We start from the raw sequence: 23,882 nt of genomic DNA, 5'->3' as shown, positions 1-23,882 counted from the left end.
TCAACGTCGGGGTTCAACGCCGGGTCAAATCCACCCCCGCTTCGAGGCATTCAGGCCGGCTTGGAAACGACTCGCCGCGTCCAGGCGGACCATCAGGCCGGCCATCATCCGGCGCACCGTGCGCAGCGACAGTCCGAGCTTGCGGGCGGCGACGTCGTCGGTGTGGCCGGCGGCGATGATCTCCAGCAGGGCCTGCTCCATCGGGGTGCAGCCGTTCCGGTCGGTGGGCGCGGCCTCACCGAACGGTGAACCCACCGACCAGAGTTGATCGAACAGCGCGCAGACCGCCGTGACCATCCCGAGGCTGTCGACCTCAAGTGCTCCCTCGCGCGGGTCGTTCGGGTCGAGCGGCAGGATCGCGAGCCTGCGGTCGATGATGACCAGCGGCATCGGCACGGTCGGAACGGTCCGCATCTGGCCGCCGAACCCGGTCAGCCAGCGGGCGTAGTTGTAGGCGTCGATGTCGTTGCGGACGCTGTCCCGGCAGATCGCGCGAATCGTCACGCCGCGCTCCAGCGCCTGCTGGTTGAGCGGCTTGGCGGCGGCCCGGGCGTCGGGCCGGTGGGCGCCGCCGGGGTTGAGCGAGAGGCACTCCGACTCGGTGCGCTGCTGGAGTTCGGCCAGCCGTTCGCGTACCGCCTCCAGGCCCAGCAGCCGGCGGGTGGCCTGGCTGCCGTCGTCCCGGCGGCGGTCGTGTTCGGCGGCGATCGCGGCGATCGCCGTCCTGGTGGCCTCCAACTGCGCCTGCTTGGCAGCGGCTTCGGCCTCCGCCGCGGCGAGCAGCGCGGCCAGGCCCACATCCGGGCTGACCGGCCGCAGTCGGCCGTCGGAGGCGACCGAGGGCTTCAGCAGGGCCAGATCGGCGAGTTCGTTCAACGCGGCCCGCACCGCACCCGGCGGCAGGCCGGTGTCGCGCGCCAAGTCGGCCACACCGTGCTCGGGTTGGGCCAGCATGGCCCGGTACACGGCCTCGGCCTGGCTGCCGAGACCCAACGTTTCCAGCACCACGAACCCCCCGATCGTTTGGCTGAGTACGCACAGTGTCGTTGCTGTGGCTGTACGGAGCAAGAGTCGTAACCGTTAGCGGGGGAGGGGCGCGCTGACGCCATGGTGCCAGACACGAGGGGCACGCTGACGCCATGGTGCCAGACACGTTGGTGCCAGGGGCAGGCCGGTGACAGCGCCCCGCCGGGTTGCCAGGCTTGAGCCAAGCGCCGCGGCACCAGGGGAGCGCGCACCCCCTGGGTACCAGAACTCCCGCTGCGCACACCCGACCTGTCACCGACCACTCACCTGACGTTGGAGCCCGCCATGAAGAAGGTCGCCGTCCTTGCGCTCACCGCACTGCTTGCGCTCGGCCTCGGGGCCGCCGTCGCCGCCCCCATGCACCGGGCGGCCGCCGGCACCGTGGCCGACGGCTACGGCTGGGGCAGCGTGGTCCTGCCGACACACTGACCGGCCGATCCGACCGGTCGACGGCACGAGGCACCGCACATGGCATCCGCGTCCCTCCCCCGGAGAACGCCATGTATCTGATCACCCTCCAACTGACCGGCCCTACCGGAGCGTTGTTGGACGCGCGGATACTCACCGAGCTGATCGACTCGTACAGCGGGCCGGTCGACAGAGTCGAGCATCTGCGGGTCCACTGCGCTCCGGGCCGGGCCGACCTCGCGCTGTTCCTGCTCGCCGATGACCCGTCGGCCGCCGACCGGGCGGCCCGGGGCGTGTGCCGGCGGTCCCTCGAACGGACGCCATGGCTCGCCGGCTGGCAATTGCGGGACCGCTAGCGAGTCCTGGGACTCGCCCGACCGGCCGGACCCGCTGCCGACTCCGCAGGGACCGCGCGAGCACTGCCGCCCCTTGAGGAGACGTCTTGTCAGAACTCGCCGACAACGCGGGGATCTCCCTGCTGTTGCACACCTACCCGCCCGCCCTGGTGGACGGTGCGGTCGCCGCCTGCGGGCGCACCGAGAAGCGCCGCCGGCTGCTCTCCGCCCGCACCATGGTCTACTTCGTCCTCGCGATGGACCTCTTCGCGCCGGCCCCCTACCAGGAGGTCATGGGCCGGCTGACCACGGGACTGCGAGCCGCCGGCCTGTGGGGAGCGGAATCGCTGCCGAGCCGGGCGAGCATCTTCCAGGCCCGCGAACGCCTCGGGTCGGCACCGCTGTTCGCCCTGCAGCGCTCGATAGCCCGACCGCTCGCGCGCCCCGGGTTGCCGGGCAGCCACTGGCGGGGCCTGCGGCTGACGCACCTGGAGCAGGAGGCCCTCGAACTGCCCGAGCGGGCCTGCCGGTCCACCAGGCCGCGCGTCGTCGCGATGGTCGAGAGCGGCACCGGGACGGTCCTCGACGCGGCCGTGGGCGCGGGCGATCCGGATGGCCGACTGCTCGGGTCGGCGGGCCGCGGCACGCTGTTGACGGTCTGCGGGCAGCCGCTGCGGCTCGCCGACCTGGACGCGCTCTCGGCCGCCCGGGTCGCGCTGCTCTGGCAGCTACCGGACGGCCACCGCACCCGCCCCACCCCGGAACGACTGCTGCCCGACGGCTCGTACCTCACCAGGCTCGGCGGCCGGCCGCTGCGAGTGCTCGCCCCGGGGATCTTCAGCAACCTGCTGGACGCCCAACGGGCGCCGGCTGCCGAGCTGTTGGGAGTGCTCGCGAGCACCGCCGCCACGGACGGCACCCTGCGCGAGGCGGTGCTCGGCGTCCGGGGGGAGAAGGGGCCGCTCACCAGCCGGACCTTCGACGGCATCCAACAGGAGGTCTGCGGACGGCTGCTGGTGCACCACGCACTGCGGCGGGCGGATCGGATCTGCCTGGTGCATCACGTGCGGGCGGTTCGGGATTCAGTGGAGCGGGATTCCTCGGGGCGGTCGCACGCTAATCAAACAGCGTTGACCGTATCTCGGCACTGACCCAGAATTTTTCCTGTGAGCAGCGGGCGGAAGCGACCGGAAAGTCCCGGGCCGCACCGCTGAATTGCTCAGCAGTATCGAATCCCCCGGACATCCGTGATCGATGAAGGGAATCCCATGAACCTCCGCAAGAAGATCGCCGCCGCCGCAGTGTCGGTCGTCGCCCTCGGCGCGGTGGCCATCGGCGCCTCGCCGGCCTCGGCCAGCCCCGGTGGCTGCGTCTCGGGCACCGACGCGTGCCTCTTCTACCACTCCAACCTCGCCGGCGCCTTCAACGGCGATGGCGGCAACGACAACTACGGCGCGGCCTGGTACTTCGAGGGCTGCTCCAACGGCAACTGCGACGGGCAGGGCCAGCAGGTGAAGAACAACACCGCCAGCGTCTACAACGAGACCGGGCGCACCCTGGTCATCTACGTCAACTCCAACTGGTCGGGACCGTCTCAGGCGATCGGCGCGTGGACCGCGACCAACCTCGACTCAGAGCTGTACAACAACAACGCCTCGCAGCACTTCTTCTAAACCCTTCCGGAAAGTGCTCCGTTGACATAGTCGCGGTGCAGTGAATTCGGCGGCCGGCCACGAGGGCGAATTCGTGGCCGGCCTGCGGAATCCCCTTGTCAAGTCCGGTCCGATCACAGGCAAAGGATGTCTTGGGTATGGCTCCCGCTCGCCGCATCACACCCCTGATCGCCGCCGCGCTGGTCGCGATCGGTGTGTTCACCGCAGGATGCGCCACCTCGACCGGGCCCAGGGCCACCGGCCCAGCACTTCCACCTGCAGCCGTCCCGACCACGCTGGCGCCAATGCCCCGCCCCGCGATCGGTGAGATCCCCGTGGTGGACAGCACGGACGACAAGACCATGCCGGTGGACGCGTACCTGTTCACCACCGAGCAGCGCGGGCAGGTGGACACTGCCCGAGGAACCCTGGTCGCCCAGTGCATAAAGCGGTTCGGCCTCACCTACACCCTGCAGCCCGAGTCCGGTGGCGCGCCCCGCACCCAGGCCACTCACCGGTACAACGTGGCCGACCCGTCGAACGGCTATCGTCCCGCAGAGCCCGCCCCGGCGCGGCCGAGCCCCACGCCGATGCCTCCTGACATGGTCAACGTCCTGACGGGCGCCCGCCCGGGAAGCTCGCCGTCGAGCGCGACCTACCACGGCATACCGATTCCCAAGGGCGGCTGCCTCGGTGAAGCCGACGCGCGACTCACCGCGCAGGGAGGCTCGATTGCGGACTCTCCGCTGGCGACCAGCATCAACTTCGACCTCTACCGGCAGTCCATGACGGACGACCGGCTCACCACTGTCTTCCGGAAGTGGTCGGACTGCATGAGGACCAAGGGCTTCAGCTACCCGACCCCCAACGACGCCGGGAACGACCCGCGTTGGAAGACCGGCGGCGCCACCCCCTCGCCCCAGGAGGTCGCCGCGGCCACCGCCGATTCGACCTGCCGGCAGCAGACCAACGTCATCGGCACCTGGTTCACCGTCGAGTCGGCCTACGAGACCGAGGCGATCCAGGCGCACCAGCAGGAGCTAGCCAAGGTGCGGCAGGGCATCGCGGCAGTGGTCAAGAACGCCGACGTCGTCAACTCCGGTGGCACGCTGTGAGTTCGCCCAAGACGGTCGCTCCTATCCTGGTTTGCTCACCACGGTGATCAGGCAGTCGGTGCCGGGCTTGATGCCCGAGAGAACGAACATGCGCTCCGAGCGCTCCCACGCTCCCGGAAGCAGCACTCCATCGCGCTCCAACTCGCGGATGTGGGACATCGCCAGCTGGTTGCGGGTGGATTCGCTGTCCATGGCACCAGGAAAGCTTCGGCGGATGTGGACGATGGGGGCGTCATCGGCGATGAGCGGCAGGAACTTGGTCACGAACGGGAGGGCGTCCTCCATCGTCGGGAGGATGGGGCCGTTCCTTGCGACGATGACACCTTCGATCCCTTCGGGATCCCTCGGCTTGACGTCATGGCGTCCGGTCGGGAGCACCGGCGTGGTCAGCTCGCTGTGGGTTGGGCAGGCACCGTAGGGAATGCGCGGCATGTCGACGGGTCCGGTGCCCGGTGGGGGGTATTCGCTCAAGCAGTCTTTGCACAGCGTGTACCGGCATTGCTGGCATTGCAGCCCTGCGGGGTTGATCGACCTGATCGTCTGGCCGCTGGGAACGAGAGCATGGGGCGAGCACCAGACGGTGTGGCAAGCCGAACACTCCGTCATGAGGTCTGCCAGAAGCGCGCTTGCCCGTTGCTGACCGGTCAGCGGCTCAGCCGCTTGGAGGTTGGTCGTGCGGCTCGTCGACAGGAGCATCCGAGCGATCTGCGGGGCCAGGAAGCCTCTGGGGGAGGGATGGCGCAACTCCCGCAGGACTTCATCCATCGCCGTTCTGCGCCGACCGTCCTGGAGGAGATCCTCCACTCGCCCCAGCAGGCTCGCCTCAGTACCCGTGTCCGGTGGACTCTCGTTCAGCGGGCCCTTGCGCCGCTCGCTCCACCACTCCCGCAGTCCGAATCGTGGCATGGGATCACCGGCATTCTCTGAGTGCGGCTGCTTCGAGGTGACGACCTGCGGCGGTCAAGGCATGCACGGCCGTCCGGTGCACCTCTGTGAAGAGTTCCTGGGGCAGGGGCGCGGTCAGCAGCCGGTTGAGGTGGTTCACAGCCTCGCCGGAGCGGCCCAGCCGGAGCAGGGTGTGCGACAACGCAAGTTCCCTGCGCTGCTCGTCGGCCTCGACCAGTGGAATGGCCGTGGTGTGCAGCGGCGGTCTCCGAAGGCCCGCGTCAAGCATGACGGCGAGGTCCCGGAATGACAACGGACGGTTCTCGCTCAGCACTTGAAGGCAACTGGAGAGGATGATGCTGATGTCTTCAGCCGGGGGAGGGGCCGGTACTTGAGTCAGTGTGCCCTGACCCCAGTAGTACAACTCCTTGGTGCGCTCCTGCGGTCCTGCGGACGCGTAGTAGTCAAGAAGCTGGGAACGCTGCGTGGCCGGATCCGATGCCAGTGGAAAGGGGTAGGGGAGCTTTCCCGTACAGGCCTGATAGAGGAGCACGCCGAAGGAGAAGATGTCCGTTCGCGTGTCGCACGGTTCCTGCCGGAGCGCCTCGGGCGCGGCGTATGCCCAGGTTCCGCCGCGCGCCGACGGAAACCGTCCGCCTTGGATGCGGACCTGCAGTGCGAGGCCGAAGTCGGCGATCTTGGCGCTACCCGTGTCGTCGATGAGCACGTTCGACGGCTTGATGTCGAGGTGCGCCATCTCCGTGCGCTTGGACAGATGAACCAGGCCGGCGCACACACCCTGAAGTACCTGAGCGAGTCGATCCGGCACCGGAGGCGCCTCCGTCGGGCGGAGGACGTCGGTGTGCCGGCCGCTCGAAGACTGGAACGAGGGGGAGTCGTGCAACTGCCTCAGCAAGTCGGCCAGCGTCGAGGGGGCGTATTCCAACACGATGCCCCGGCGGCCGCCGATCGCTGTCTCGTCAAGAGCGGTGACGACGTGGGGATGGGGTTCGAGTCCCAGGAGCATCGCAAGCTCGGCATCACCGACAGATGAACCGGAGCGCGGGATCTTGATCGCGCGGCGACCTCCTCGCTCGACATCGTCCACCATCAGAACCCACGATTGGCCGCCACGACGGATCTCCGACACCGACCAGCCGCCGGCCACCACATCGCCCACGGCTGCGGGTGCGCCGGCGAGAAGCTGAGGAGGCTCGCACGGTCCGTCGACGGTCAGGTCATCGTCCATCTCCTGCTTCCTCCTTACCCTCATCCGCATCCTCATCCTCTGACGCCGTCGGTTCCGCGTTCGGGTCGTAGAGATCAGGTGCGCTGAATTCCACCAGCATCGTTCCACTTGCGACGCTGATGCGGTCCTTGTCACCGACCGGGCATGAGTCGCCCTTGGCGATCCTCAACTGCCGCGTGGCGCCGGCAAGGAACGCGGGGTGGGAGCCGAGGTGCTGATAGACGAGCGTCGTGCCGACCAAGCTCAGCTGGCCGTGGAAGCGACTGTCGCGAGGGTCGGGCAGGTACACGCGGCTGGCCGAACTTCGGCCGAACGAGATGTTGAAGTCATCAGTCTCCAGAAGGAGTTCCGTCTGACTTCCCCGTACCCACGACAGACGGAGGGTTCCGCGGATGAATCCGCCGACCGGTGCGGTGAGACGCAGACGCTCCGGCGCGAGCGCGACGAGGTCCTCCACGCATGAGAGCAGGACGGTGTCACGGTTCCAGCGCTCGGCGTTGAGACGGGCGGACACGACACCGATGACGCCACCCGTCCCGGTGAGCAGCACCGGTGCGCCGCTCATACCGGGTTGAGCGTGCCGGCAACTCACCTTCACCCAGGCACGGCCGGTCTCCGCCGTTACGCCCACATAGTGGCCCACCCCGGAGTCGTAGTCGCGCGAGGCGGCGAAACCGCGCAGGTGAACCGGATCACCGGGGGTGGCGCTCGTGTGTGACACGAGCGCCATGGGCTGCCACTCGGCGGCCGCGCCAAGCTGCACGAGTGCCAAGTCGGCTGCCGCGTCTGACGGAAGTGCGGTGTCGACCGGCAGCGACACCCCGGGCATCGTCAGCGGCTCGAAGGTCCATTCGGCCTCTGGGTGAGGAGCGATCACGTGTGCGGCGGTGGCAGCCAACCCGTCGGCGGTGACGATGAATGCGGTGCCGACGGCGACACCGTCACGCACCAGCCTCCCGACCACGTCCATGGCGACCCCTAGTCCGGGAAGAGCCGGTTGGCCAGCGCGAGCAGAGGATCACTGCCGGGCTGAGCCTCGGCCGAGAGCCGTTCGGCCGATCCGTCCGCACGTGAACCGCGGGACGCCTTGACCGCCGCGGCGAGTTTGTGGCCGTTGAGAGCAGCCGTCTGGTTCGCCTCCGCGCGGCTTTCGGCGGCGTCAGTGCGCGCCTTAAGGTCCTCAACTCGCTGTTTCTGCACGGTAGTGCCGAACAACGCGCCGATCGCCGCAAATGCGACGGCCTCCACCGAGGCAAGGACGACAAGCAAGCGTGACCACGTGATCTCGCTCGCACCGGTGTCGATGGCCAGCCAGACGAGGAACCCGAGCCACACCACGACGATCGCGACGGCAACGACGAGCGCAACCCCTGCGAGCGACCCGCCCGACCCCCTTGAACCGCCGCCCTCGTCCTCACTATGAGACACCCAGCCCCCTTCTCAGTCGCATCCTGCAGCTGCTCCCGCCGCCAGCAGGGCGTTCTCGCGGCCAAGAGGCCACCCACCCCTGCCTCGTGGGCATTTCCCTTCTACCACTTCCGGGTCGTCCGCTGCCCGCTGTTGGGACATGTCCTCACACAGTCGTCGCCGAAGTCGGTGGCCTGGCAGGGTGCGGTGCAGCGATCATGGATCGGATGCGAACCCACTAGCGACGAGGAAGCGCGCCCCATGCCAGTGCCTGCCGACCCGACGGTCCTGCACCCGATGCCCGAGCACCCGCGCGTGGTGCTGCTCAAGCCGCTGGTGAAGTCCCCGCTGATCGAGGTCGGGGAGTACTCCTACTACGACGACCCGGACGACCCGACCGCGTTCGAGACGCGCAATGTGCTCTACCACTACGGGCCGGAAAAGCTGATCATCGGCAAGTACTGCGCCCTGGGCACGGGAGTGCGGTTCATCATGAACGGTGCCAACCACCGGATGGACGGCCCCTCGACGTTCCCGTTCCCCACCATGGGCGGCTCCTGGGCCGAGCACGTCGACCTCCTCACCGGCCTGCCGAACCGCGGTGACACCGTCGTCGGCAACGACGTCTGGTTCGGCCACAGCACCACGGTCATGCCGGGCGTGCGGATCGGACACGGCGCGATCATCGCCTCCGGCGCCGTGGTCACCAGCGACGTCCCCGACTACGCCATCGTCGGCGGCAACCCGGCCCGCCTCATCCGCACCCGCTACAACGACGAGGACATCGCCCGGCTGCTCGCGGTGGCCTGGTGGAACTGGCCCGCGGAGCACATCACCGACCATGTGCGGACGATCATGTCGGGGAGTATCGCCGACCTGGAGGCCGCCGCGCCGGACGCGCCGCGGCCTTGACGGGGGTGCCGCGGCTGAAGTCCGCCGTGCCGGTGGTGGCGAGGTCCGCCACGGCAAGGTGTCCTGCAACGAGTGGAGCGAGAGGAGCAGTTGATCGGTGGGAGACCTGCAGCCGGTGTCAGCCCTAGAGTGACCCGATGGCTATCCACATGGATCAGAGCTCGTTGCAGGGCCCCGGGGATGAGATCGCACGGTCGGTCCCGACCAATGTCGTGGGCATGGCCCCGGTGTTCACCGACCCGCTGTGGCGGATACCCGTCCGCCTGAACCCCGTGGAAGTCGAGCTGCTCCGTACCGAACCGCTGCGGCGCCTGCACTTCATCACGCACGGAGGGGCCACGACGATCACCACTCTGCAGTCGTACTCCAGGCTCGAGCACACTCTCGGTGTCCTCGCGCTGGTCGCACACTTCCGTCCGGAGGACGAACTCCTGCGGGTCGCCGCGCTGTTGCACGACATCGGGCACCTCCCATTGAGCCACACCTTCGAAGGCATCGGCGGCCTCGACCATCACGCAATCGGCTTGCAGGTGTTGCGGGCTGAGCCGATCCGTCCAGTGCTGGAGAGGCACGGGATCGGTGCGGAGGCCGTCACCGCCGCACTCGGCGGGCAGCAGCTCTCGCCCCTCATCGGCCGCTCCGGCCTGCTGAACCTCGACCATCTCGACTCCTTCGTGCGCAGTGGGCGTGCCGCCGGGCGCCTCGATGCCGATCCAGCAGTCATGCTGACCCATCTCGACCTCGAGGAGTCGGTGGTGTCGACCGACCATGAGACCGCAGCATCACTTGTCTCCCTGGTCTGCGGCGAAGCACGGCTCCACACGTCGTGGGACAGCGTGGGTACCAGCTCGGTGGTCCGGCGTCTGGCCGGCCGGCTACTCGACAACACCACGCTCACCCCGGCCCAGCTCGCCCGGATGGCCGATCCCCAGCTCTGGTCCGCATTCGACTCCTGTGCCGCCACTCGAGCGGAGAGCGGCATGGTCCGGTACGAGCCGCACCGGCTGAAGGTCGTGGCTGGACATGCTTCCGGGGATCCATCCGGGTGGGACTTCTCACTGCGCAAGATCTACAGCTCCGCACCGCTGGTGGAAGGAGAGCGAATCGAGGTGTCCGCGCCCGAGCTGGCGGCTGAATTGAACGCCCTGAGGTTGCTGCCCACCACCTTCCGCGTCTGGTGGAGCTGAGTGACACAGTCAACACGCTGACGCCGGCCCGGCACAGCAACCGAGCGAGGCGTCCCGACAGGGCCAACGTCGGCTGCGCGGCCAGAGGTCACCGAGTGGCCGGGTCGGCCGTCCAACTGGCCAGCAGCCGCACCGCGTCGGCGGTGGGCGAACCCGGCTCGACGTTGTAGACGCACAGCGTCTGGTCGGGATCGCCCGGGGGCTGGAAGGACTCGTAGGCGAAGTGCAGCTCGCCGACCTCAGGGTGCACGTAGGACTTGCTGCCGTGGGTGCGGCGCAGCACCTTGTGGTCGTTCCACCAGGTGGTGAACTCGGGGCAGCGCAGGGTGAGTTCGCCGACCAGATCGGCCAGCCGGCGGTCGTGCGGATAGCGGCCGGCCTCAAGTCGCAGGATCGCCACGGTCTCTGCGGCGATCCGGGCCCAGTCGCCGACCTTCTCCCGGGCGGTGGGGTCGAGCAGGTAGTAGCGGGCCACATTGCGCTGGGTGGCCGGCAGCGCGTCGAAGTCGGTCAGCACCTCGCGGGCCAGCCGGTTGGCGGCCAGCACATCGGTGCGCCGGCCCAGGACGAGGGCCGGGACGTGCTCCAGGGTCTGCAGCATCAAGTGCAGGCCCGGGCGCACCCGCTGCGGGGCGGCGCTGCTCTGCCTCGCCGTGCCGGGGCGGGCCAGCAGGTCGTTCAGGTGCTCGTGCTCGACCGGGTCGAGCTGCAGGGCGCGGGCCAGCGCGTCGACCACCTCGGGGGAGGGGCGGCCGGAGCGGCCCTGCTCCAGCCGGGTGTAGTACTCGGTGCTCACCCCGGCCAGCCGTGCGACCTCGTCACGGCGCAGGCCGGGCACCCGCCGCGCCCGGCCGCCGGCCGGCAGGCCCGCCTGCTCGGGGGCGATCCGGGCCCGGCGGGAGCGGAGGAAGTCGGCGAGCTCGCTGCTACGGTCCATGAACCCATTGTGGGACAGCGAACTGGCGTGCTGGTGCGCGAGGGTGGCCCTGCCAGTACCTGCCTCGGGCGGGCCATTCAAGCCGCTTCCAAGGCCCCTCGGCGGTGGTCAGATGGATGTGCGGCCGACGGAGAGTCAGCCGGACGAACACTCAACCTCCCAGTACCGAAGGCGCATTCACATGTCTGTTCACACCCCTGCCCAGTCGCTCACCGGTCGCGTCGCGGTAATTACCGGCGCCTCCAGCGGAATCGGCGAGGCCACCGCCGAGAAGCTCGCCGAACTCGGTGCCAAGGTCGCCGTGCTGGCCCGGCGCGCGGACCGCCTGGACGAACTGGTCACCCGGATCCGCAAGGACGGCGGCACCGCGCTGGCGATCGCCGTGGACGTCACGGACGTCGCAGCGGTGCGGGCGGCCGCCGAGCAGATCGAGGCCGAACTCGGCACCGCCGACCTGCTCTTCAACAACGCCGGGGTGATGCTCCCGGCTCCGATCGAGGAACTGGCCACCGACCAGTGGCAGCAGCAGATCGACCTCAACATCACCGGCCTGATGAACGTGATCGGCGCCTTCACCCCGCAGTTGGTGGCGGGCGCGGCCGAGCGCGGCGTGGCCGACCTGATCAACACCTCCTCGATCGCGGCGCAGAACATCTTCCCGACCTTCGCCGTCTACTCCGCCACCAAGGCCTACGTCACCCACCTGTCCCGGCACCTGCGCGCCGAGTTGGGCGCGAAGAACGTGCGGGTCTCGGCCTTGGAACCGGGCATCGTCGGCACCGAACTGCAGAGCCACGTCACCGACACGGGCGCCCAGCAGTGGCTGGCCGACTCCAAGCAGACGATGGACTGGCTGACCCCGCAGGACGTCGCCGAAACGATCGCCTTCCTGGCCGCCCTCCCGCCGCGCGTCAACCTCCAGCAGGTCACCATCATGCCGACCGGCCAGCCCAGCTGAGCCCGTACGGCACTCGGTATGCGTGCCGACTACATGAGCGCGCGGTGCGAGGCCCAGGAGCGATCCTGGGCCTCGCAGGGGAGTTGAGCGGTAGGCACGGGGCTCAGGGGGTGGGGAAGCCGCCCTCGCGGAGGCTGGCGATGAACGTCGACCAGGTCTCGGTGGGGAAGACGAGGGCAGGGCCACCGGGGTTCTTGGAGTCGCGAACCGGGATCACTCCGGGGCAGCCGTCAGCGACCTCGATGCACTCGTTTTGTGCCCCGGAGAACGTGGACTTGCGCCACGTATAGGGCATGGGTTCCGACTTCGCTCGCATGTGTGCTCCTCGCTGCGGTTTCTGGAGAGGCGCCAACCAACAGGCGCGCCGGAGGGCCCCGTAGCGGATGCCCGCTATGAACGCGCTCCACGCGCTGACAGAGAAGGCCAACATTGGCCCTCCCGTGTCCTTCGAGTCACGAATGTCATCGGGGGATGGTCCTGCAAGACGCTGCTCTCCCCGGGCGGGCTCAGGGAACGCAATGCCCATCGGGCGTAGTGACAGTGCCGTCATGGACGGATGTCACGAAGGCTCGCCAGGCGCTGTGGGGGAACGCCAGGATGGGCCCCTGCGGGTCTTTGGAGTCACGTACATCAAGGCCGGCTTCGGAGCGGCGGACCTCTATGCATTCGCCGTTCTGTCCGCTGTAACTGCTCTTGAACCACTGGTGCGATGGGGTAGACATGTGCCGAATCATCTCTAAAGTCAGGGCAGTTCGCTGGCCAGCCTGGTAATGAAAGCCTCAGATTCCAGGACGCTCAATGCTGCTGCGCGTAGGTGGTTGAAAGCGTGGTCGTAAGGAGCCGTCTCCCTCGGATCTTCCAGGTAGGCGTGGCTGGTGGCGTTCTCCAGGACCACGACCTCCAGGCTTGAGGGCGGAGGGAAGCGGTAGGCCATGAACGGGAACGGTCCGCCCATGACGGCGCCTGCGGTGAAGGGTAGTACCTGCACAGTGACGTTCGGAAGCAGCGCAACCTCTGCCAGATGAAGTAGCTGATTGTGCAGTACGGCGGGCCCGCCCACTTGTTGGCGCAGGGCCGCCTCGCCGAGGATCAGCCACGTGGTCAACGGGGCCGGCTGTGCACGAGTGAGCGCCTTTTGACGCTCCATCCGCACCTGGACCTTTATCCGTTGCGAGTCAGTCAGTGGACCGGCCGAGCCACCCTGGATGATGGCGGTGGCGTACGCCTCCGTCTGAAAGAGACCTGGAATCACGCTTGGCTGGAACCCTCGGCACTCCGAGACGTCTTCCTCAAGTCCGATCAGATCCAAGAAGTCCTGGGGAAGCTGATCTTCCAACATCCGCCACCATCGCTGATGGCGTCCCTCCCGGGCGAGGGCGAGCCAGCCATCACGTTCCTGCGGATTCACCACGCTGTACAGATCGAGCAGCGCCTTCAGGTCGAGCGGGCGGATGCCACTCCGGCCGGACTCGATGCGGCTGATCTTTGCGGGGTGACAACTCAACTGCGCGGCAGCGTCCTCCAGGAGGAGACCGAGATCCTCGCGCAACCGCCGCAGGTTGGTCCCGAGGACTCGGCGGCGTACGGTCGGCCGCTGCTCCACTCCCACGAACGCCCCCTCTGTATAGCTGGATCAAGCCTCATCGCTCGGCATGCTACTCGGCAGCGCAGGGGTGCAGCTTTCTTTTGGTGTCTGACTTGCACTTTGACTTGCTTGCGAGGACCCTACGAAGGGTAGTTGCAAGGACGACCGACAGTGACGCTGGCGGCTCGTTGCCCGGGCATTCCTATGCCCTCGGCTGGCTGTCGCCAGGTGCACGCTCCTGCGCCGAGTTCACCAACCATCCACCCCACGGAGCTCGCCATGCCCGAAACCCCCGCCCCCACCCCCCGGTTCACCACCCCCGCGGACTGCTGGTTCCCGCGGAGCAAGCGCACGCCCGCCCTGGCTCGCCGGCTCCTGCGCGACTACCTAGCTCGCACCTCCGGGGGCGAGCGCTTCCTGGATGCGGGGGAGTTGCTGGTCAGTGAGTTGGTCACCAACGCTTGGCGGCACGGCACCCCGCCCGGGAACCTGATCTGGGTGGGGGTGGAGCTCATCGACGGCGAACTCCTCATCGCCGTCGACGACGCCAGGGCTGACGCGAGGCCCGAGCTCAAGTCCCTGACGGTGGACCAGAAAGGCGGGCGCGGCCTCCACCTGGTCAACGAGCTCGCCAGGGCCTGGGGGCACGGCCCCCGCAACGGCATCGGCAAGCGCACCTGGTGCCTCGTCGGCCCTACGCCCACCGAACTCGAGCAGCCCCGGATCCCCCGCCCGGTCATGGTGGAGATCGAAGGCATCGCGCCCCCTGCGACCTTCGCGCGCCTCTCCGACGCGCTCACCGCCACCTGGGAGTCGCTGCACCGCCTGCCCTTGGGCGACATGCAGTCCGATTGGTTTGCTCATCACCTCACCTGCCCGGACGCCGTCCCCCGCGCCACCGAGGCTCTCGAACGCCAGGGCGAAGTGGCGCTCCCCTTCGCCCTCCGCGACAACCGCCATGTGCTCCGCATCCGGCCCGCCAGCGGCTGCTGACGGCCCAATACCTCAGCGATATGGTCACCCGCATGATCGAGGAGCCCACCTACCTCACCGAGACCCGCACCTCCTACGACACCGTCGCCGTCGACTACGCCGCCTTCGTGCGACCCGCCTTTCCAGCGCGACAAGTTGGGGCGGGGCATGCTTGGCGCCTTCGCCGAACTTGTGCTCGCGTCGGGTGGCGGCCCGGTCGCTGACGTGGGCTGCGGGCCCGGTCATGTGACGGCGCATCTGCACCAACTGGGCCTGGACGTATGCGGGATCGACCTTTCGCCGGGGATGGTCGAGGTGGCTCGGCGCGACCACCCCCACCTGCGGTTCGACACCGGCACCATGACCGCCCTCGACCTCCCCGGCGGCCAACTCGCCGGCATTGTCGCCTGGTACTCGATCATCCACCTCCCATCCGCCGAACTCCCCGCCGCCTTCGCCGAGTTCCACCGGGCCCTGGCCCCCGGTGGCTACCTGCTGCTCGGCTTCCATGTCGGCGACGAAGTCCGCCGCAAGCGCGAGGGCTACGGCGGCCACCCCATGGCCCTCGACGTCCACCTCCTCCAACCCGACCGCATCGCCGAACTCGCCACCGGCACGGGCTTCGTGACGCAGGCCCAGTTGCTGGAGGAACCCGGGGCCCGCGTCCCGCACGCCTGCCTGCTGTTCCATAAGGCGAACAATGATTATTGACCCATGGGTCAACTACTCGATACGGTCCAACCATGGGCAGGCCGAAGAGCTTCGAACCGGACGTCGTCGTCGCACGGGCGATGGAGACGTTCTGGACCAACGGCTACGCCGGCACCTCGCCCGCCGACTTGGCCGAGGCCACCGGCGTGGCGAAGGGCAGCCTGTACCACGCCTTCGGCTCCAAGCGGGAGTTGTTCGGCAAGGCACTCGATCGATACGGCCGCGTCGGCTTCGAGCTGACGGAGGAGGTCCTCGCGCGACCGGGTACCGCCAAGGAGTGCATCCGCGCCTACCTGGTGCTCCTTGTGGAGGCGGATCTGAACGGGCCGGTCCGGCGCGGCTGCCTTGCCATGAACACCGAGCTGGAGCTTGGTGCGCAGGACGAGGAGGCCGCCCTGGTGGTGCGCCGCATGGTGGAGCGCAGCATCCAGTTGCTCGCCGGGCGCATCGAGAAGGGCCGGCTCGACGGCGATGTCGCTGCCGAGGTCGATCCCAACGCCCAGGCGCGGTTCCTGATGAACACCATCGTGGGCCTGCGCGTCATGGTCAGGACGTTCGACGGCCCGGTCCTGCACCAGATCATCGACACCGCTCTCGCCGGCCTCTGACCCGCAACTACCCCGGCAGGGGCCATTTTTGCGGCTCGATTTTTGACCTGTAGTTCAAGAAAGGGACCCTCATGGACCTCGGAATCACCGGCAAGACCGCCCTCGTGACCGGCGCGAGCCGCGGCATCGGCCTCGCCATCACCCAGGCGCTGGCGGCGGAGGGCGTCAAGGTGGTGGGCGCCGCCCGCACCATCACCCCGGAGCTGGAGAAGGCGGCCGCCGCCGTCATAGCCACCGACCTGAGCACCCGCGAGGGGGCAACGACGGTGGCCCAGCAGGCAATCGCAGAAGTCGGCGGGCTCGACTTCCTCGTCAACAACGTCGGCGCCGGCGACCCGGACAAGGTATCCCTCGCCGGCTTCCTGGACACCGACGACGAGCAGTGGCAAGCCGTCTTCGACCTCAACCTGTTCAGTGCGGTGTGGACGACCAGGGCGGCACTGCCGAGCATCCTGGAGCGCAAGGGCGCCATCGTGAATATTTCGTCGATCAACGCCCGCGTGCCTACCGGGTCCCCGGTCGGGTACGCCGAGGCCAAGGCCGCGCTGACGCAGTTCGGCAAGCGGCTCAGCGAGGAACTGGCGCCGCGCGGCGTCCGGGTCAACACCGTCTCGCCGGGCGTCACCGCGAGCCCGATGTGGACCGACCCGAACGGGTTCGGCGGCCAGGTGGCCGCGGCGTTCGGCGTCAACCACGGCGACCTTCTCGCCGGTCTTCCAGGGCAGTTCGGCATGGCCTCGGGACGCCTCACGCAGCCCGAAGAGGTGGCGGACCTGGTCGCCTTCCTGCTGTCCGAGCGCGCAGCCAATATCCACGGCGCCGACTACGTCATCGACGGCGGCACGCTTAAGGCCGCATAGCCCCCGCAGCCGCAAAGCCGCAAAGCCGCAAAAGCCCCATGCCCCATAGCCGCCGAGCGGCCAGAGTTGCGGCGGAAAATCCCCAGCGCCCCGGCGGTCGCCGAGGTACCGTCCACTGGTGATCGATAGAGACGGGTACTTCGGAGAGAAAATCGCAGAGCGCTACGACCAGCCATCAAGTCCCGCGTACCAGCCCGACGTTATCGAGTCGACCGTGGACTTCCTGGCCGAACTGGCCGCTGGCGGACGGGCATTGGAACTCGCCGTCGGGACGGGACGGATCGCGCTGCCACTCGCGCAGCGGGGCGTCCCGGTCCACGGCATCGAGCTGTCCCGTGCGATGGTGGCCCGGATGCGGGCCAAGCCCGGCGGCGACGACATCGGCGTGACGATCGGCGACATGGCCACCACCACCGTGGACACCACCATGGACGGGCCGTTCTCGCTGGTCTTCCTGGTCTACAACACCATCATGAACCTGACCACGCAGGAGGCCCAGGTCGCCTGCTTCCGCAACGCCGCGGCGCATCTCGCACCCGGGGGCACCTTCGTCATCGAGACCATGGTGCCGGAGCTGCGGAAGATCCCGGCCGGGCAGAACATCGTCCCCTTCCACAGCTTCCACAACTCGCACAACAGCACGAGTGGTTGGGCCTACTCGCAGTACGACACCGTCACCCAGGCGGCGAACTGCCACTACATCAGCGTCACCGCCGACGGCCGCGGCGAGCACCGCGAGGTGCCGTTCCGGTACGTCTGGCCGGCCGAGCTGGACCTGATGGCCCAACTCGCCGGACTGCGCCTGCGCGAGCGCTGGGACGGCTGGACGCGCAAGCCGTTCGCGGACGACAGCGCCCAGCACGTCTCGGTCTGGGAGAAGCCGGTCGACTGACAACCCGCTGCTGGGGGCCACCCGAACGGCGTCAGGCCAGTTCGGGGTAGCCCCGGTGCTGGGCCCATTCCGGGGCGAGGATGGCCATGTCGTGGTCGTCCACCCACTCCTCGCCGAAGCGCAGCACCTGGCGCCGGGTGCCCTCCAGGACGAAGCCGGCCTTCTCGTAGCTGCGGCGGCCGCGCGGGTTGTGGCCGTAGACGGTGAGCGAGATGCGGTGCAGGCCGAGTCGCTCGAAGCCGTACCCGACGATCAGCCGCAGCGCCTCGGTGCCCAGGCCCCGGTCGCGCCCGGCGGCGGTCAGCAGGATCCGGAAGCTGCAGCTGCGGTCGGCCGGGCGCCACTGGTTGAGTACCGCCTCGCCGACGCAGTGCCCGGTGGCGCGGTCCACGATCGCCAGGTCGAGCCGGTCGGGCTGGTCGGCCCGAGTGCCGTACCACTCCCGCATGGTCCGCTCGGCCTCCTCGTCCCACGGCGGCGGTGTGCCAGGATCGCCGTCCGTGAAGCGGAGCACCTCCGGGTCGGTCAGCCACTCGCGGATGACCGGGGCGTCCTGCTCCAGCTCGAACGGGCGCAGGATCACCAACTCGCCGGTGAGGGTGGGTTTGACGGAGAAATCAGCGAAGGTGTCGGCGTCCTGGTGATCATCACTCATGGCGCGCATTGTGGGTGGCGTTCGGTGCGGCGGGCAACGGGTTTTCCGCGCAACGGCCCTCCAACGCATCGGCCCCCAGAGCAACGGCCTTCCAGCACAACGGCCTTTCAAGGGCGGCGGTCCAAGTGCCGCCCCTGACAGGACTCTTGGTCAGCCCATCGGCACCTCGCTCTGGGCCGGCGTGGACGGAGCCGGGATCTGGGCCTTCGAGCTGCCCAGCGCCTTGAGGCCGTCCAGCAGGGCCTGGCCGCCGGGGCTGCCGAAGCCCGAACAGGCGTCCCAGCCGGGGCCGGCCGGGTAGGCGCCGTTGCTGCCCTGGGTGATGTCCCGCAGCACGCCGCTCGCCAACTTGCCGTACAGCAGCGGGTTGAGGAACCCGACCGGCGCGCCCAGGCCCTGGTTGACCCGGGCCAGCAGCGCGGACCACTGCGGTGCGGCCGCGCTGGTGCCCCCGATCTGGACCAGGTGCTGACCGTCCACGCTGATGATCACCACTCCGGTCTGCGGGTCGGCGAGCGCGGAGACGTCCGGCACCCCGCGGCCCTTCTGATGCGGCGGATTGGCCGACGGCGGCACCGGCGCCGAGGCCTGCCAGGTCGGCACCGGGAACCAGCGGCTGACCCCGCCGCCGGTGGCGCTGCCCGGCCCGTCGTCCCAGACCGTCTCGCTGACCACCTGCCCGCCGTCGGCCACCAGCCGGGTGCCGCCGACGCCGAGGACATGCGGGCTGGACGCCGGGAAGTCGGCGTGCGCCCGGTTGTCGCTGCCCTGGTCGCGGGAGCCGTCGTCACCGGACGCGCAGCAGATGCTGATGTTGCGCAGCGCCGCCTGGGCGAAGGCCTGGTCGACGGCGGTGATCGCCATCCTGGTCCACGCCGAGCCCGGATCGTCCTCCGGGTTGCCGTAGCTGCACGAGATGATGCCGGGGCGGTTGGCGGTGTCGGTGGCGATCGCGTTCATCGCGTCCACCCAGCCCTGCTCCGTGAACTCGGTGAAGTAGACGACGATCTTGGCGCCGGGTGCCAGCGCCCCGACCATCTGCAGGTCGAGCATGATCTCGCCGGTGCTGTCGGCGGGATCGCCCTGCCCGTCGTCCTGGCCCGGATCGTTGCCGGGGCCGTGCACCGTGACGTCGGTGATCTGCGGCATCGGGGCGTTCAGCAGCTGGGTGAAGTAGGTCTGCAACGCGGACGGGCTGTAGCCGCCGGACGGCACGCCGGGCTGGGTCTGGCCGTTGAAGGCGAGCACGGCGATGGTCTGGCCGGTGCCGTCCAGCGAGCCGGGGTAGGCGTAGGGGGCGGCCAGGTCGGTCGGCAGGAAGGTGCCGGGCGGCAGGCCGCCACCCGCCCTGGCGGGCAGCTGGGTGAGTGGGATCCTGGCGGTCTGACGGGTCAGCAGGTTGGCGCCCAGCGGCCGGTTGTCCAGGCCGAGCACGGCGGTGATGATCCCGTGCAGCTCGGCGGGCACGTGCACCGCGCCCTGGCGGCCGCGGTAGCTGCGGTGGCGCTGGTCGCGGTCCCGGTAGGTGTAGCGGGCCAGGGTGACCTGGAAGGCCTCGGACATCTGGGCGGTGGTGCCGGTCAACCGGACGCTGCGGGCCAGCTCGTTGACGGAGCTGACCGTCAGCCCGTGGCGGGCGGCGAACCGCTCGACCGCCTCCACGTCCTGCGGCGCGGCCCGGTTGGCGGCGTTCAGCGCCGCCTCGTCGGGAGCGGCGCGCTGGGTGGGCGGCACCATGGCGTAGTCGGTGGGGTCGGGCGTGGCGGGGGCAGCGGGGTCGCGTCGCAGGTAGACGGTGACGGACAGGGTTTCGTTCGGGCTGACCGGTCCGGCGACCACGGCGCCACGGCGTGGCGTTCGGTCGCTGTCCGGCAGCGCGAGGTAGTGGCTGCGCGACATGGTGTCACCAGCTTCCGGCCCCAGCCTCCCGGGGCCTGGGAGTGAAACAGCAGGAACTCGATGCGTACACATACATCGCACGCATACCAACACAGCGTTCGATGTATGTGTACGACAGACATGTACTTTGTATACTTAGCATTGCTCCCGGGAGGCGAGGGAGTCAAGGGGGCGACGGAGTGAGGAGGCCCCCATGGTGGCGAATGCGCAGAGCGGGGCGCGCGGGACCGGAGCGCAGGCCGGGCGCGGGCGCCTGACCAGGCCGCGCGTGCTGGCTGCCGCGATCGACCTGGCGGACCGTCAGGGACTGGCCGCGCTGACCATGCGCCGGCTGGCCGCCGAGCTGGGTGTGGAACCGATGGCGCTCTACCGCTACGCCTCCGGCAAGGAGGCCCTGCTCGACGGCATGGTGGAGGCCTTCTACGGCGAGGTCATGGACCGGCTCGGCCCGGTGCGGCCGGGGGACTGGCGGGGCGAGGTGCACCGGATCGCCGACCTCTTCTGCGCGGTGGCCGACGTGCACCCGAACGTCTTCCCGCTGGTCGTCTCCCGGCCGCTCGCCGTACCGGTCTCCCGACGTCCTGCGCCGATGTTGCGGCTGAACGAGCGCATGCTCGGCCTGATCACCAGTGCCGGGTATGACGATCGCACCACGCTGCGGCTGTACCGCGCACTGGTCGGCTGGGTCCTCGGCTACCTGCTGGTCGAGAAGCGCCCGGTGGTGGACAACCCGGCCGAGCCCGACCCGCTGCTCCGCCTCGGTCTGCACCGGCTCCCCGCCGCCGAGTACCCGCGCCTGCGCGCCACCGTTCCCCTGCAAGCCGACCATGACGCCCAGGCCGAACTGACGGCCGGTCTGGACCTGCTGCTCGATCAGCTGCCCCCACCGAAGCCGGTGCAGAAAGCCCGGAAGGTGGCGAAGAAGGTAGCGAAGAAGGTGGCGGGAGAGGGCGGAGAAAAAGGTCGATAAGAAGGTCGGTGGAGAGGTCGACAAGAAGGTCGAGAGGAGGGGGCGATCGGCGAAGTAGGAGCAGACGGCAACGGGGTGGCAGGCGGGCAGAGGCGTGTCAGGGGTGCACAGGGTGGCGTGAGCACGGCACAGTGGCAGGCAGCGACGGCGGGTGCGTGCAACGGTCGAACGCCCACCCGTATCCTGACCTACCAGCACGGACCCCGGGACGCGACCACGCTCCACCCGCAGCCCGACGGCCGTACCGACGCAGCCCCCCGCCACGAATCCGGACGTTCCCCATGACAGTGCTTCCCGTCAAGAACGCTGATGTACCGCAGCAGGACCGCTCCGGCGACCCTGCGCCCGACCCCGCGGCCGACCTGGGCGAGAACCTGCTCAGGTACGCCGAACTCGGCGGTTTCACACTGGCCGTGGACACCCACGCCTGGTACACCGCCGCCGACACCGTGACCAACCCCGAAGATGCCCGGGCCGGTTCCACCGCGCTCGCCGAGGTCCGCGGCGGCGACCTCAGCGCACTGCGCGAGGCCGCCGACCGCCTGGCCGCCGAAGCCGCCCTGCGCGAATCCACCACGGTGGCCGAGGTGGTGACCCTCGTCGGCCTGCTGCGCCGGGTCGGGGAGACCGCCGCCACGCTCCGCTCGGGCGCCTACGAGGCGGACCTCGACGCCCTCGCGGCCGCCACCGCCAGCGGCAGTTGGCGCAAGGAACGCGGACTCAAGATCTCCTGGGGCCGCCGCCGCAAGCTGCGCGCCGAGGCCCGCCGACTCGCCGTCGCCGACCGCCCGCGCCGCGACGCGCTGCACGCCGCCCTGCTGGCCGCCGCCGCCGAGCGCGAGGAGTGGCAGGCGCTGGCCCCCGTCGCCGGCACGGTGGCGCGGCCGGTCGACGCCGAACTGCTGGAGCTCACCGGGCAGTGCGCGGATGCCCTGGCCGGCGGACTGCGGGAACTGAGTCGGCTGCTGGACGGCCAGGCGCTGGACGAGTTGGTGTTCGACGAGCTCGGCGAGCTGGTGGAGGCACTGGCCGCCGACGAGGGCACCCTCTACCGTCTGCCCGAACTGCGCACCCTGCGCGCCGAGCTGGAGGGCGCGGGCCTTGCCGAGCTGCTCGCCGAGCTGACGGCGGCTCGGGCCGATCGCGCGGCGGCGGAGGCCGCTTGGACGGCGCGGCTGGCTCACGAGGCGCACGAGGTGCTGGCGGGGGAGTCGGATGCGGCGGACGTGGAGTTGGTCGTGGTCGAAGCTGACACGGCGTCCGAGGTCGAGGTCGACGCAGTGACGGAGGTCGTCGAGAGCGAGGACGACGCTCGGCTCGCGGCCGAGGACGCGGCTGCCGACGTGATCGTCATTCCGTCGCCCTCGCCGGAACCGGCCCTGGAGGTCATCGCCCCGGCCGCCGACGAGGTCGAGGTCGAGGTCGAGGTCGAGGAGGAAGAGCAGGTCGCCGCCGAGCCGGAGCCGGTTGCCGAGGCCGTGGTCGCCGAGATGACGGTCGAGGACACGGAGGAGGCCGGGCCGACTGAGGCTGTTGAGGCCGTGGAGCTCGTCGAGGAGCCGGCCGTCGCGGTGGTTGAGGAGACCATCGAGGTCGTGCCCTCCTCGGAAGCGGTTGCCGAGGAGCCCACCCCCGTCGCCGAGGCGGAGCCCGTCGCCGCCGAGACGCCGGCCCCGGTCGTGACCGAGGACGAGCCTGCTCCGGTCGCCGATGAGCCCGTCGCCGCCGTGCCGGAGGTGACCGAGGAGCCCGAGCCGGCTCCCGTGGCGATCGCTGAGGAGCCCATTGCGGAGCCCGAGCCGGTTGCCGAGGAGCCCACCGCAGAGGCCCTGGTCGCCGAGGAGCCCGAGCCCGTCCCCTCCCCGGTCGCTGAGGCCCCCGCCCTCGTCGCCGAGGAGCTCGTTACCGAGCCCGCCTCCGTCGCTGAGGAGCCCACTGCGGAGGCCCCGGCCGCCGAGGAGCTCGTTACCGAGCCCGCCCCCGTCGCTGAGGAGCCCACTGCGGAGTCCCCGGCCGTCGCGGAGCCCGTCGCGGAGTCCCTCGTCGCTGAGGAGCCCGTCGCCGAGCCCGCCTCCGTCGCTGAGGAGCCCACTGCGGAGTCCCCGGGCGCCGAGGAGCCCGTCGCGGAGTCCCCCGTCGCTGAGGAGCCCGTCACCGAGGACCCCGAGCCCGCAGCCCGCGCCCCCCGGCGCCCCCAGCGGCCGGACCTCACCCCGGGCCGGCCGATCACCGCCTACGCCGCCGAGGAACTGCTCGCCCTGGTCCGCTGGATCGACAGCGACTACACCACCCGCACCGACGACGAGTTGCTGCGCGCCGCGATGAAGGAGCTGGGCTTCGCCCGCCTGGGCCCCCGCATCAAGGAGGCCCTGGCCGCCGCCGTCACCGCCGCGCGTCACGTCGACGAGTGAGCGAACCGGTGGGCCCCGCATCAAGGGGCCCCTGGTCACTGCGGTGGCCGCCGCGCGTCACGGCGACGAGTGAGCGAACCGGTAGGCCCCCGCATCAAGGGGGCCCCTGGCCGCCGCCGTCACCGCCGCCCGCCACGGCGACGGGTGAGTGAACCGGTAGGCCCCCGCCCCTGATGCCGATGCCCCCGTGCCGCCGACCGAGGTCGGCGGCACGGGGGCATCGGCATCATCAGGTGCGCGCCCAACGT

26 protein-coding genes are annotated in these 23,882 nt (G+C 69.7%); 15 read left to right on the top strand and 11 right to left on the bottom strand.

Features of this window, described 5'->3' with window-relative positions; translation table 11 throughout:
• Nucleotides 1–24: 24 nt before the first annotated feature.
• Nucleotides 25–1,008, bottom strand: coding sequence for a LuxR family transcriptional regulator (locus P3T35_RS24865; RefSeq protein ID WP_218976732.1), 984 nt, complete (start codon nucleotides 1,006–1,008; stop codon nucleotides 25–27).
• A 303-nt stretch (nucleotides 1,009–1,311) separates the two neighbouring features.
• On the opposite strand from P3T35_RS24865, the gene P3T35_RS24860 reads away from it, so the two are divergent.
• From P3T35_RS24860 to P3T35_RS24840, 5 genes are all read left to right on the top strand, one after another.
• Entirely contained in the window at nucleotides 1,312–1,455 is a 144-nt protein-coding gene (locus tag P3T35_RS24860) for a hypothetical protein (RefSeq protein WP_180356715.1), read from the top strand.
• A 71-nt stretch (nucleotides 1,456–1,526) separates the two neighbouring features.
• Nucleotides 1,527–1,790 (top strand): hypothetical protein, encoded by a 264-nt coding sequence (locus P3T35_RS24855; RefSeq protein ID WP_101383456.1) that lies wholly within the window; start codon nucleotides 1,527–1,529, stop codon nucleotides 1,788–1,790.
• A gap of 86 nt (nucleotides 1,791–1,876) precedes the next feature.
• Nucleotides 1,877–2,920: a transposase domain-containing protein gene (locus P3T35_RS24850; RefSeq protein ID WP_101383457.1), complete on the top strand. Its 1,044-nt coding sequence runs from the start codon at nucleotides 1,877–1,879 to the stop codon at nucleotides 2,918–2,920.
• A gap of 117 nt (nucleotides 2,921–3,037) precedes the next feature.
• Nucleotides 3,038–3,442, top strand: a complete 405-nt coding sequence (locus P3T35_RS24845; protein ID WP_101383458.1) for a peptidase inhibitor family I36 protein — start codon at nucleotides 3,038–3,040, stop codon at nucleotides 3,440–3,442.
• Nucleotides 3,443–3,579: 137 nt separating this feature from the next.
• Entirely contained in the window at nucleotides 3,580–4,536 is a 957-nt protein-coding gene (locus P3T35_RS24840; RefSeq protein WP_101383459.1) for a hypothetical protein, read from the top strand.
• Between the two features lie 21 nt (nucleotides 4,537–4,557).
• Here the strand turns inward: P3T35_RS24840 and P3T35_RS24835 are convergent, their stop codons facing one another.
• The 4 genes from P3T35_RS24835 to P3T35_RS24820 form a co-directional block, all read right to left on the bottom strand.
• Entirely contained in the window at nucleotides 4,558–5,340 is a 783-nt protein-coding gene (locus tag P3T35_RS24835; RefSeq protein ID WP_101383460.1) for a hypothetical protein, read from the bottom strand.
• A gap of 106 nt (nucleotides 5,341–5,446) precedes the next feature.
• Complete coding sequence (locus tag P3T35_RS24830) at nucleotides 5,447–6,670, bottom strand: protein kinase (RefSeq protein WP_180356716.1); 1,224 nt, start codon at nucleotides 6,668–6,670, stop codon at nucleotides 5,447–5,449.
• Complete coding sequence (locus tag P3T35_RS24825; RefSeq protein ID WP_101383462.1) at nucleotides 6,660–7,640, bottom strand: trypsin-like peptidase domain-containing protein; 981 nt, start codon at nucleotides 7,638–7,640, stop codon at nucleotides 6,660–6,662. Before P3T35_RS24825 ends, P3T35_RS24830 begins: the two co-directional genes overlap by 11 nt.
• Before the next feature lie 8 nt (nucleotides 7,641–7,648).
• Nucleotides 7,649–8,098, bottom strand: a complete 450-nt coding sequence (locus tag P3T35_RS24820) for a hypothetical protein (protein WP_101383463.1) — start codon at nucleotides 8,096–8,098, stop codon at nucleotides 7,649–7,651.
• Nucleotides 8,099–8,338: 240 nt separating this feature from the next.
• Between P3T35_RS24820 and P3T35_RS24815 the strand changes: the two genes are divergently transcribed.
• Both P3T35_RS24815 and P3T35_RS24810 read left to right on the top strand, forming a co-directional pair.
• Nucleotides 8,339–8,989, top strand: coding sequence for a CatB-related O-acetyltransferase (locus tag P3T35_RS24815; protein WP_101383464.1), 651 nt, complete (start codon nucleotides 8,339–8,341; stop codon nucleotides 8,987–8,989).
• 137 nt (nucleotides 8,990–9,126) lie between these two features.
• The gene (locus P3T35_RS24810) at nucleotides 9,127–10,176 is read left to right on the top strand and encodes an HD domain-containing protein (RefSeq protein WP_280707752.1); all 1,050 of its coding nucleotides are present in this window, start codon (nucleotides 9,127–9,129) and stop codon (nucleotides 10,174–10,176) included.
• A gap of 88 nt (nucleotides 10,177–10,264) precedes the next feature.
• On the opposite strand, the gene P3T35_RS24805 is transcribed toward P3T35_RS24810, so the two are convergent.
• Nucleotides 10,265–11,113: a helix-turn-helix transcriptional regulator gene (locus tag P3T35_RS24805; RefSeq protein WP_101383466.1), complete on the bottom strand. Its 849-nt coding sequence runs from the start codon at nucleotides 11,111–11,113 to the stop codon at nucleotides 10,265–10,267.
• A 181-nt stretch (nucleotides 11,114–11,294) separates the two neighbouring features.
• On the opposite strand from P3T35_RS24805, the gene P3T35_RS24800 reads away from it, so the two are divergent.
• On the top strand, nucleotides 11,295–12,071 hold the full coding sequence (locus tag P3T35_RS24800) for an SDR family oxidoreductase (protein ID WP_101383467.1): 777 nt from the start codon (nucleotides 11,295–11,297) through the stop codon (nucleotides 12,069–12,071).
• 103 nt (nucleotides 12,072–12,174) lie between these two features.
• On the opposite strand, the gene P3T35_RS24795 is transcribed toward P3T35_RS24800, so the two are convergent.
• The 3 genes from P3T35_RS24795 to P3T35_RS24785 all read right to left on the bottom strand — a co-directional run bounded on the left by P3T35_RS24795 (nucleotide 12,175) and on the right by P3T35_RS24785 (nucleotide 13,674).
• Nucleotides 12,175–12,387 (bottom strand): DUF397 domain-containing protein, encoded by a 213-nt coding sequence (locus tag P3T35_RS24795; protein ID WP_280707749.1) that lies wholly within the window; start codon nucleotides 12,385–12,387, stop codon nucleotides 12,175–12,177.
• Nucleotides 12,388–12,577: 190 nt separating this feature from the next.
• Nucleotides 12,578–12,793 carry a DUF397 domain-containing protein gene (locus P3T35_RS24790; RefSeq protein ID WP_101383469.1) on the bottom strand — a complete coding sequence of 72 codons (216 nt, stop codon included), beginning with the start codon at nucleotides 12,791–12,793 and terminating at the stop codon, nucleotides 12,578–12,580.
• A gap of 20 nt (nucleotides 12,794–12,813) precedes the next feature.
• Nucleotides 12,814–13,674: a helix-turn-helix transcriptional regulator gene (locus tag P3T35_RS24785; RefSeq protein WP_280707813.1), complete on the bottom strand. Its 861-nt coding sequence runs from the start codon at nucleotides 13,672–13,674 to the stop codon at nucleotides 12,814–12,816.
• A 261-nt stretch (nucleotides 13,675–13,935) separates the two neighbouring features.
• Here P3T35_RS24785 and P3T35_RS24780 point away from each other — a divergent pair, with 261 nt between their 5' ends.
• The 5 genes from P3T35_RS24780 to P3T35_RS24760 all read left to right on the top strand — a co-directional run bounded on the left by P3T35_RS24780 (nucleotide 13,936) and on the right by P3T35_RS24760 (nucleotide 17,699).
• Nucleotides 13,936–14,649 (top strand): ATP-binding protein, encoded by a 714-nt coding sequence (locus tag P3T35_RS24780; protein ID WP_101383471.1) that lies wholly within the window; start codon nucleotides 13,936–13,938, stop codon nucleotides 14,647–14,649.
• Between the two features lie 147 nt (nucleotides 14,650–14,796).
• A complete protein-coding gene (locus P3T35_RS24775) occupies nucleotides 14,797–15,339 on the top strand; it encodes a class I SAM-dependent methyltransferase (protein WP_280707745.1) in 543 nt (180 codons plus the stop codon).
• A gap of 32 nt (nucleotides 15,340–15,371) precedes the next feature.
• Nucleotides 15,372–15,947, top strand: a complete 576-nt coding sequence (locus P3T35_RS24770; protein ID WP_101383472.1) for a TetR/AcrR family transcriptional regulator — start codon at nucleotides 15,372–15,374, stop codon at nucleotides 15,945–15,947.
• A gap of 71 nt (nucleotides 15,948–16,018) precedes the next feature.
• A complete protein-coding gene (locus tag P3T35_RS24765) occupies nucleotides 16,019–16,807 on the top strand; it encodes an SDR family oxidoreductase (protein ID WP_101383473.1) in 789 nt (262 codons plus the stop codon).
• 118 nt (nucleotides 16,808–16,925) lie between these two features.
• A complete protein-coding gene (locus tag P3T35_RS24760) occupies nucleotides 16,926–17,699 on the top strand; it encodes a class I SAM-dependent methyltransferase (RefSeq protein WP_101383474.1) in 774 nt (257 codons plus the stop codon).
• A 31-nt stretch (nucleotides 17,700–17,730) separates the two neighbouring features.
• Here the strand turns inward: P3T35_RS24760 and P3T35_RS24755 are convergent, their stop codons facing one another.
• Both P3T35_RS24755 and P3T35_RS24750 read right to left on the bottom strand, forming a co-directional pair.
• Nucleotides 17,731–18,354 carry a GNAT family protein gene (locus P3T35_RS24755; protein ID WP_101385443.1) on the bottom strand — a complete coding sequence of 208 codons (624 nt, stop codon included), beginning with the start codon at nucleotides 18,352–18,354 and terminating at the stop codon, nucleotides 17,731–17,733.
• Nucleotides 18,355–18,504: 150 nt separating this feature from the next.
• Nucleotides 18,505–20,253 (bottom strand): S53 family peptidase, encoded by a 1,749-nt coding sequence (locus tag P3T35_RS24750; RefSeq protein WP_180356718.1) that lies wholly within the window; start codon nucleotides 20,251–20,253, stop codon nucleotides 18,505–18,507.
• 193 nt (nucleotides 20,254–20,446) lie between these two features.
• Between P3T35_RS24750 and P3T35_RS24745 the strand changes: the two genes are divergently transcribed.
• Together P3T35_RS24745 and P3T35_RS24740 are read left to right on the top strand one after the other, a co-directional pair.
• Nucleotides 20,447–21,223 carry a TetR/AcrR family transcriptional regulator gene (locus P3T35_RS24745; protein WP_101383476.1) on the top strand — a complete coding sequence of 259 codons (777 nt, stop codon included), beginning with the start codon at nucleotides 20,447–20,449 and terminating at the stop codon, nucleotides 21,221–21,223.
• Between the two features lie 281 nt (nucleotides 21,224–21,504).
• Complete coding sequence (locus P3T35_RS24740) at nucleotides 21,505–23,634, top strand: hypothetical protein (RefSeq protein WP_101383477.1); 2,130 nt, start codon at nucleotides 21,505–21,507, stop codon at nucleotides 23,632–23,634.
• The last annotated feature ends 248 nt before the right edge of the window (nucleotides 23,635–23,882 follow it).

Source organism: Kitasatospora sp. GP30 (assembly GCF_029892145.1).
In the GTDB taxonomy this organism is placed as follows: domain Bacteria; phylum Actinomycetota; class Actinomycetes; order Streptomycetales; family Streptomycetaceae; genus Kitasatospora; species Kitasatospora acidiphila.
Note: the sequence above shows the minus strand (reverse complement) of the source record. Positions and strands in the feature narration are given on the sequence as shown.

Excerpts from the sequence above, each read along its gene's own strand:
- P3T35_RS24860 (WP_180356715.1), top strand. The coding sequence starts at position 1,312 with ATGAAGAAGGTCGCCGTCCTTGCGCTCACCGCACTGCTTGCGCTCGGC.
- P3T35_RS24855 (WP_101383456.1), top strand. The coding sequence starts at position 1,527 with ATGTATCTGATCACCCTCCAACTGACCGGCCCTACCGGAGCGTTGTTG.
- P3T35_RS24845 (WP_101383458.1), top strand. The coding sequence starts at position 3,038 with ATGAACCTCCGCAAGAAGATCGCCGCCGCCGCAGTGTCGGTCGTCGCC.
- P3T35_RS24840 (WP_101383459.1), top strand. The coding sequence starts at position 3,580 with ATGGCTCCCGCTCGCCGCATCACACCCCTGATCGCCGCCGCGCTGGTC.
- P3T35_RS24830 (WP_180356716.1), bottom strand. The coding sequence starts at position 6,670 with ATGGACGATGACCTGACCGTCGACGGACCGTGCGAGCCTCCTCAGCTT.
- P3T35_RS24825 (WP_101383462.1), bottom strand. The coding sequence starts at position 7,640 with ATGGACGTGGTCGGGAGGCTGGTGCGTGACGGTGTCGCCGTCGGCACC.
- P3T35_RS24815 (WP_101383464.1), top strand. The coding sequence starts at position 8,339 with ATGCCAGTGCCTGCCGACCCGACGGTCCTGCACCCGATGCCCGAGCAC.
- P3T35_RS24810 (WP_280707752.1), top strand. The coding sequence starts at position 9,127 with ATGGCTATCCACATGGATCAGAGCTCGTTGCAGGGCCCCGGGGATGAG.
- P3T35_RS24805 (WP_101383466.1), bottom strand. The coding sequence starts at position 11,113 with ATGGACCGTAGCAGCGAGCTCGCCGACTTCCTCCGCTCCCGCCGGGCC.
- P3T35_RS24800 (WP_101383467.1), top strand. The coding sequence starts at position 11,295 with ATGTCTGTTCACACCCCTGCCCAGTCGCTCACCGGTCGCGTCGCGGTA.
- P3T35_RS24795 (WP_280707749.1), bottom strand. The coding sequence starts at position 12,387 with ATGCGAGCGAAGTCGGAACCCATGCCCTATACGTGGCGCAAGTCCACG.
- P3T35_RS24790 (WP_101383469.1), bottom strand. The coding sequence starts at position 12,793 with ATGTCTACCCCATCGCACCAGTGGTTCAAGAGCAGTTACAGCGGACAG.
- P3T35_RS24780 (WP_101383471.1), top strand. The coding sequence starts at position 13,936 with ATGCCCGAAACCCCCGCCCCCACCCCCCGGTTCACCACCCCCGCGGAC.
- P3T35_RS24775 (WP_280707745.1), top strand. The coding sequence starts at position 14,797 with ATGCTTGGCGCCTTCGCCGAACTTGTGCTCGCGTCGGGTGGCGGCCCG.
- P3T35_RS24770 (WP_101383472.1), top strand. The coding sequence starts at position 15,372 with ATGGGCAGGCCGAAGAGCTTCGAACCGGACGTCGTCGTCGCACGGGCG.
- P3T35_RS24765 (WP_101383473.1), top strand. The coding sequence starts at position 16,019 with ATGGACCTCGGAATCACCGGCAAGACCGCCCTCGTGACCGGCGCGAGC.
- P3T35_RS24755 (WP_101385443.1), bottom strand. The coding sequence starts at position 18,354 with ATGAGTGATGATCACCAGGACGCCGACACCTTCGCTGATTTCTCCGTC.
- P3T35_RS24750 (WP_180356718.1), bottom strand. The coding sequence starts at position 20,253 with ATGTCGCGCAGCCACTACCTCGCGCTGCCGGACAGCGACCGAACGCCA.
- P3T35_RS24745 (WP_101383476.1), top strand. The coding sequence starts at position 20,447 with ATGGTGGCGAATGCGCAGAGCGGGGCGCGCGGGACCGGAGCGCAGGCC.
- P3T35_RS24740 (WP_101383477.1), top strand. The coding sequence starts at position 21,505 with ATGACAGTGCTTCCCGTCAAGAACGCTGATGTACCGCAGCAGGACCGC.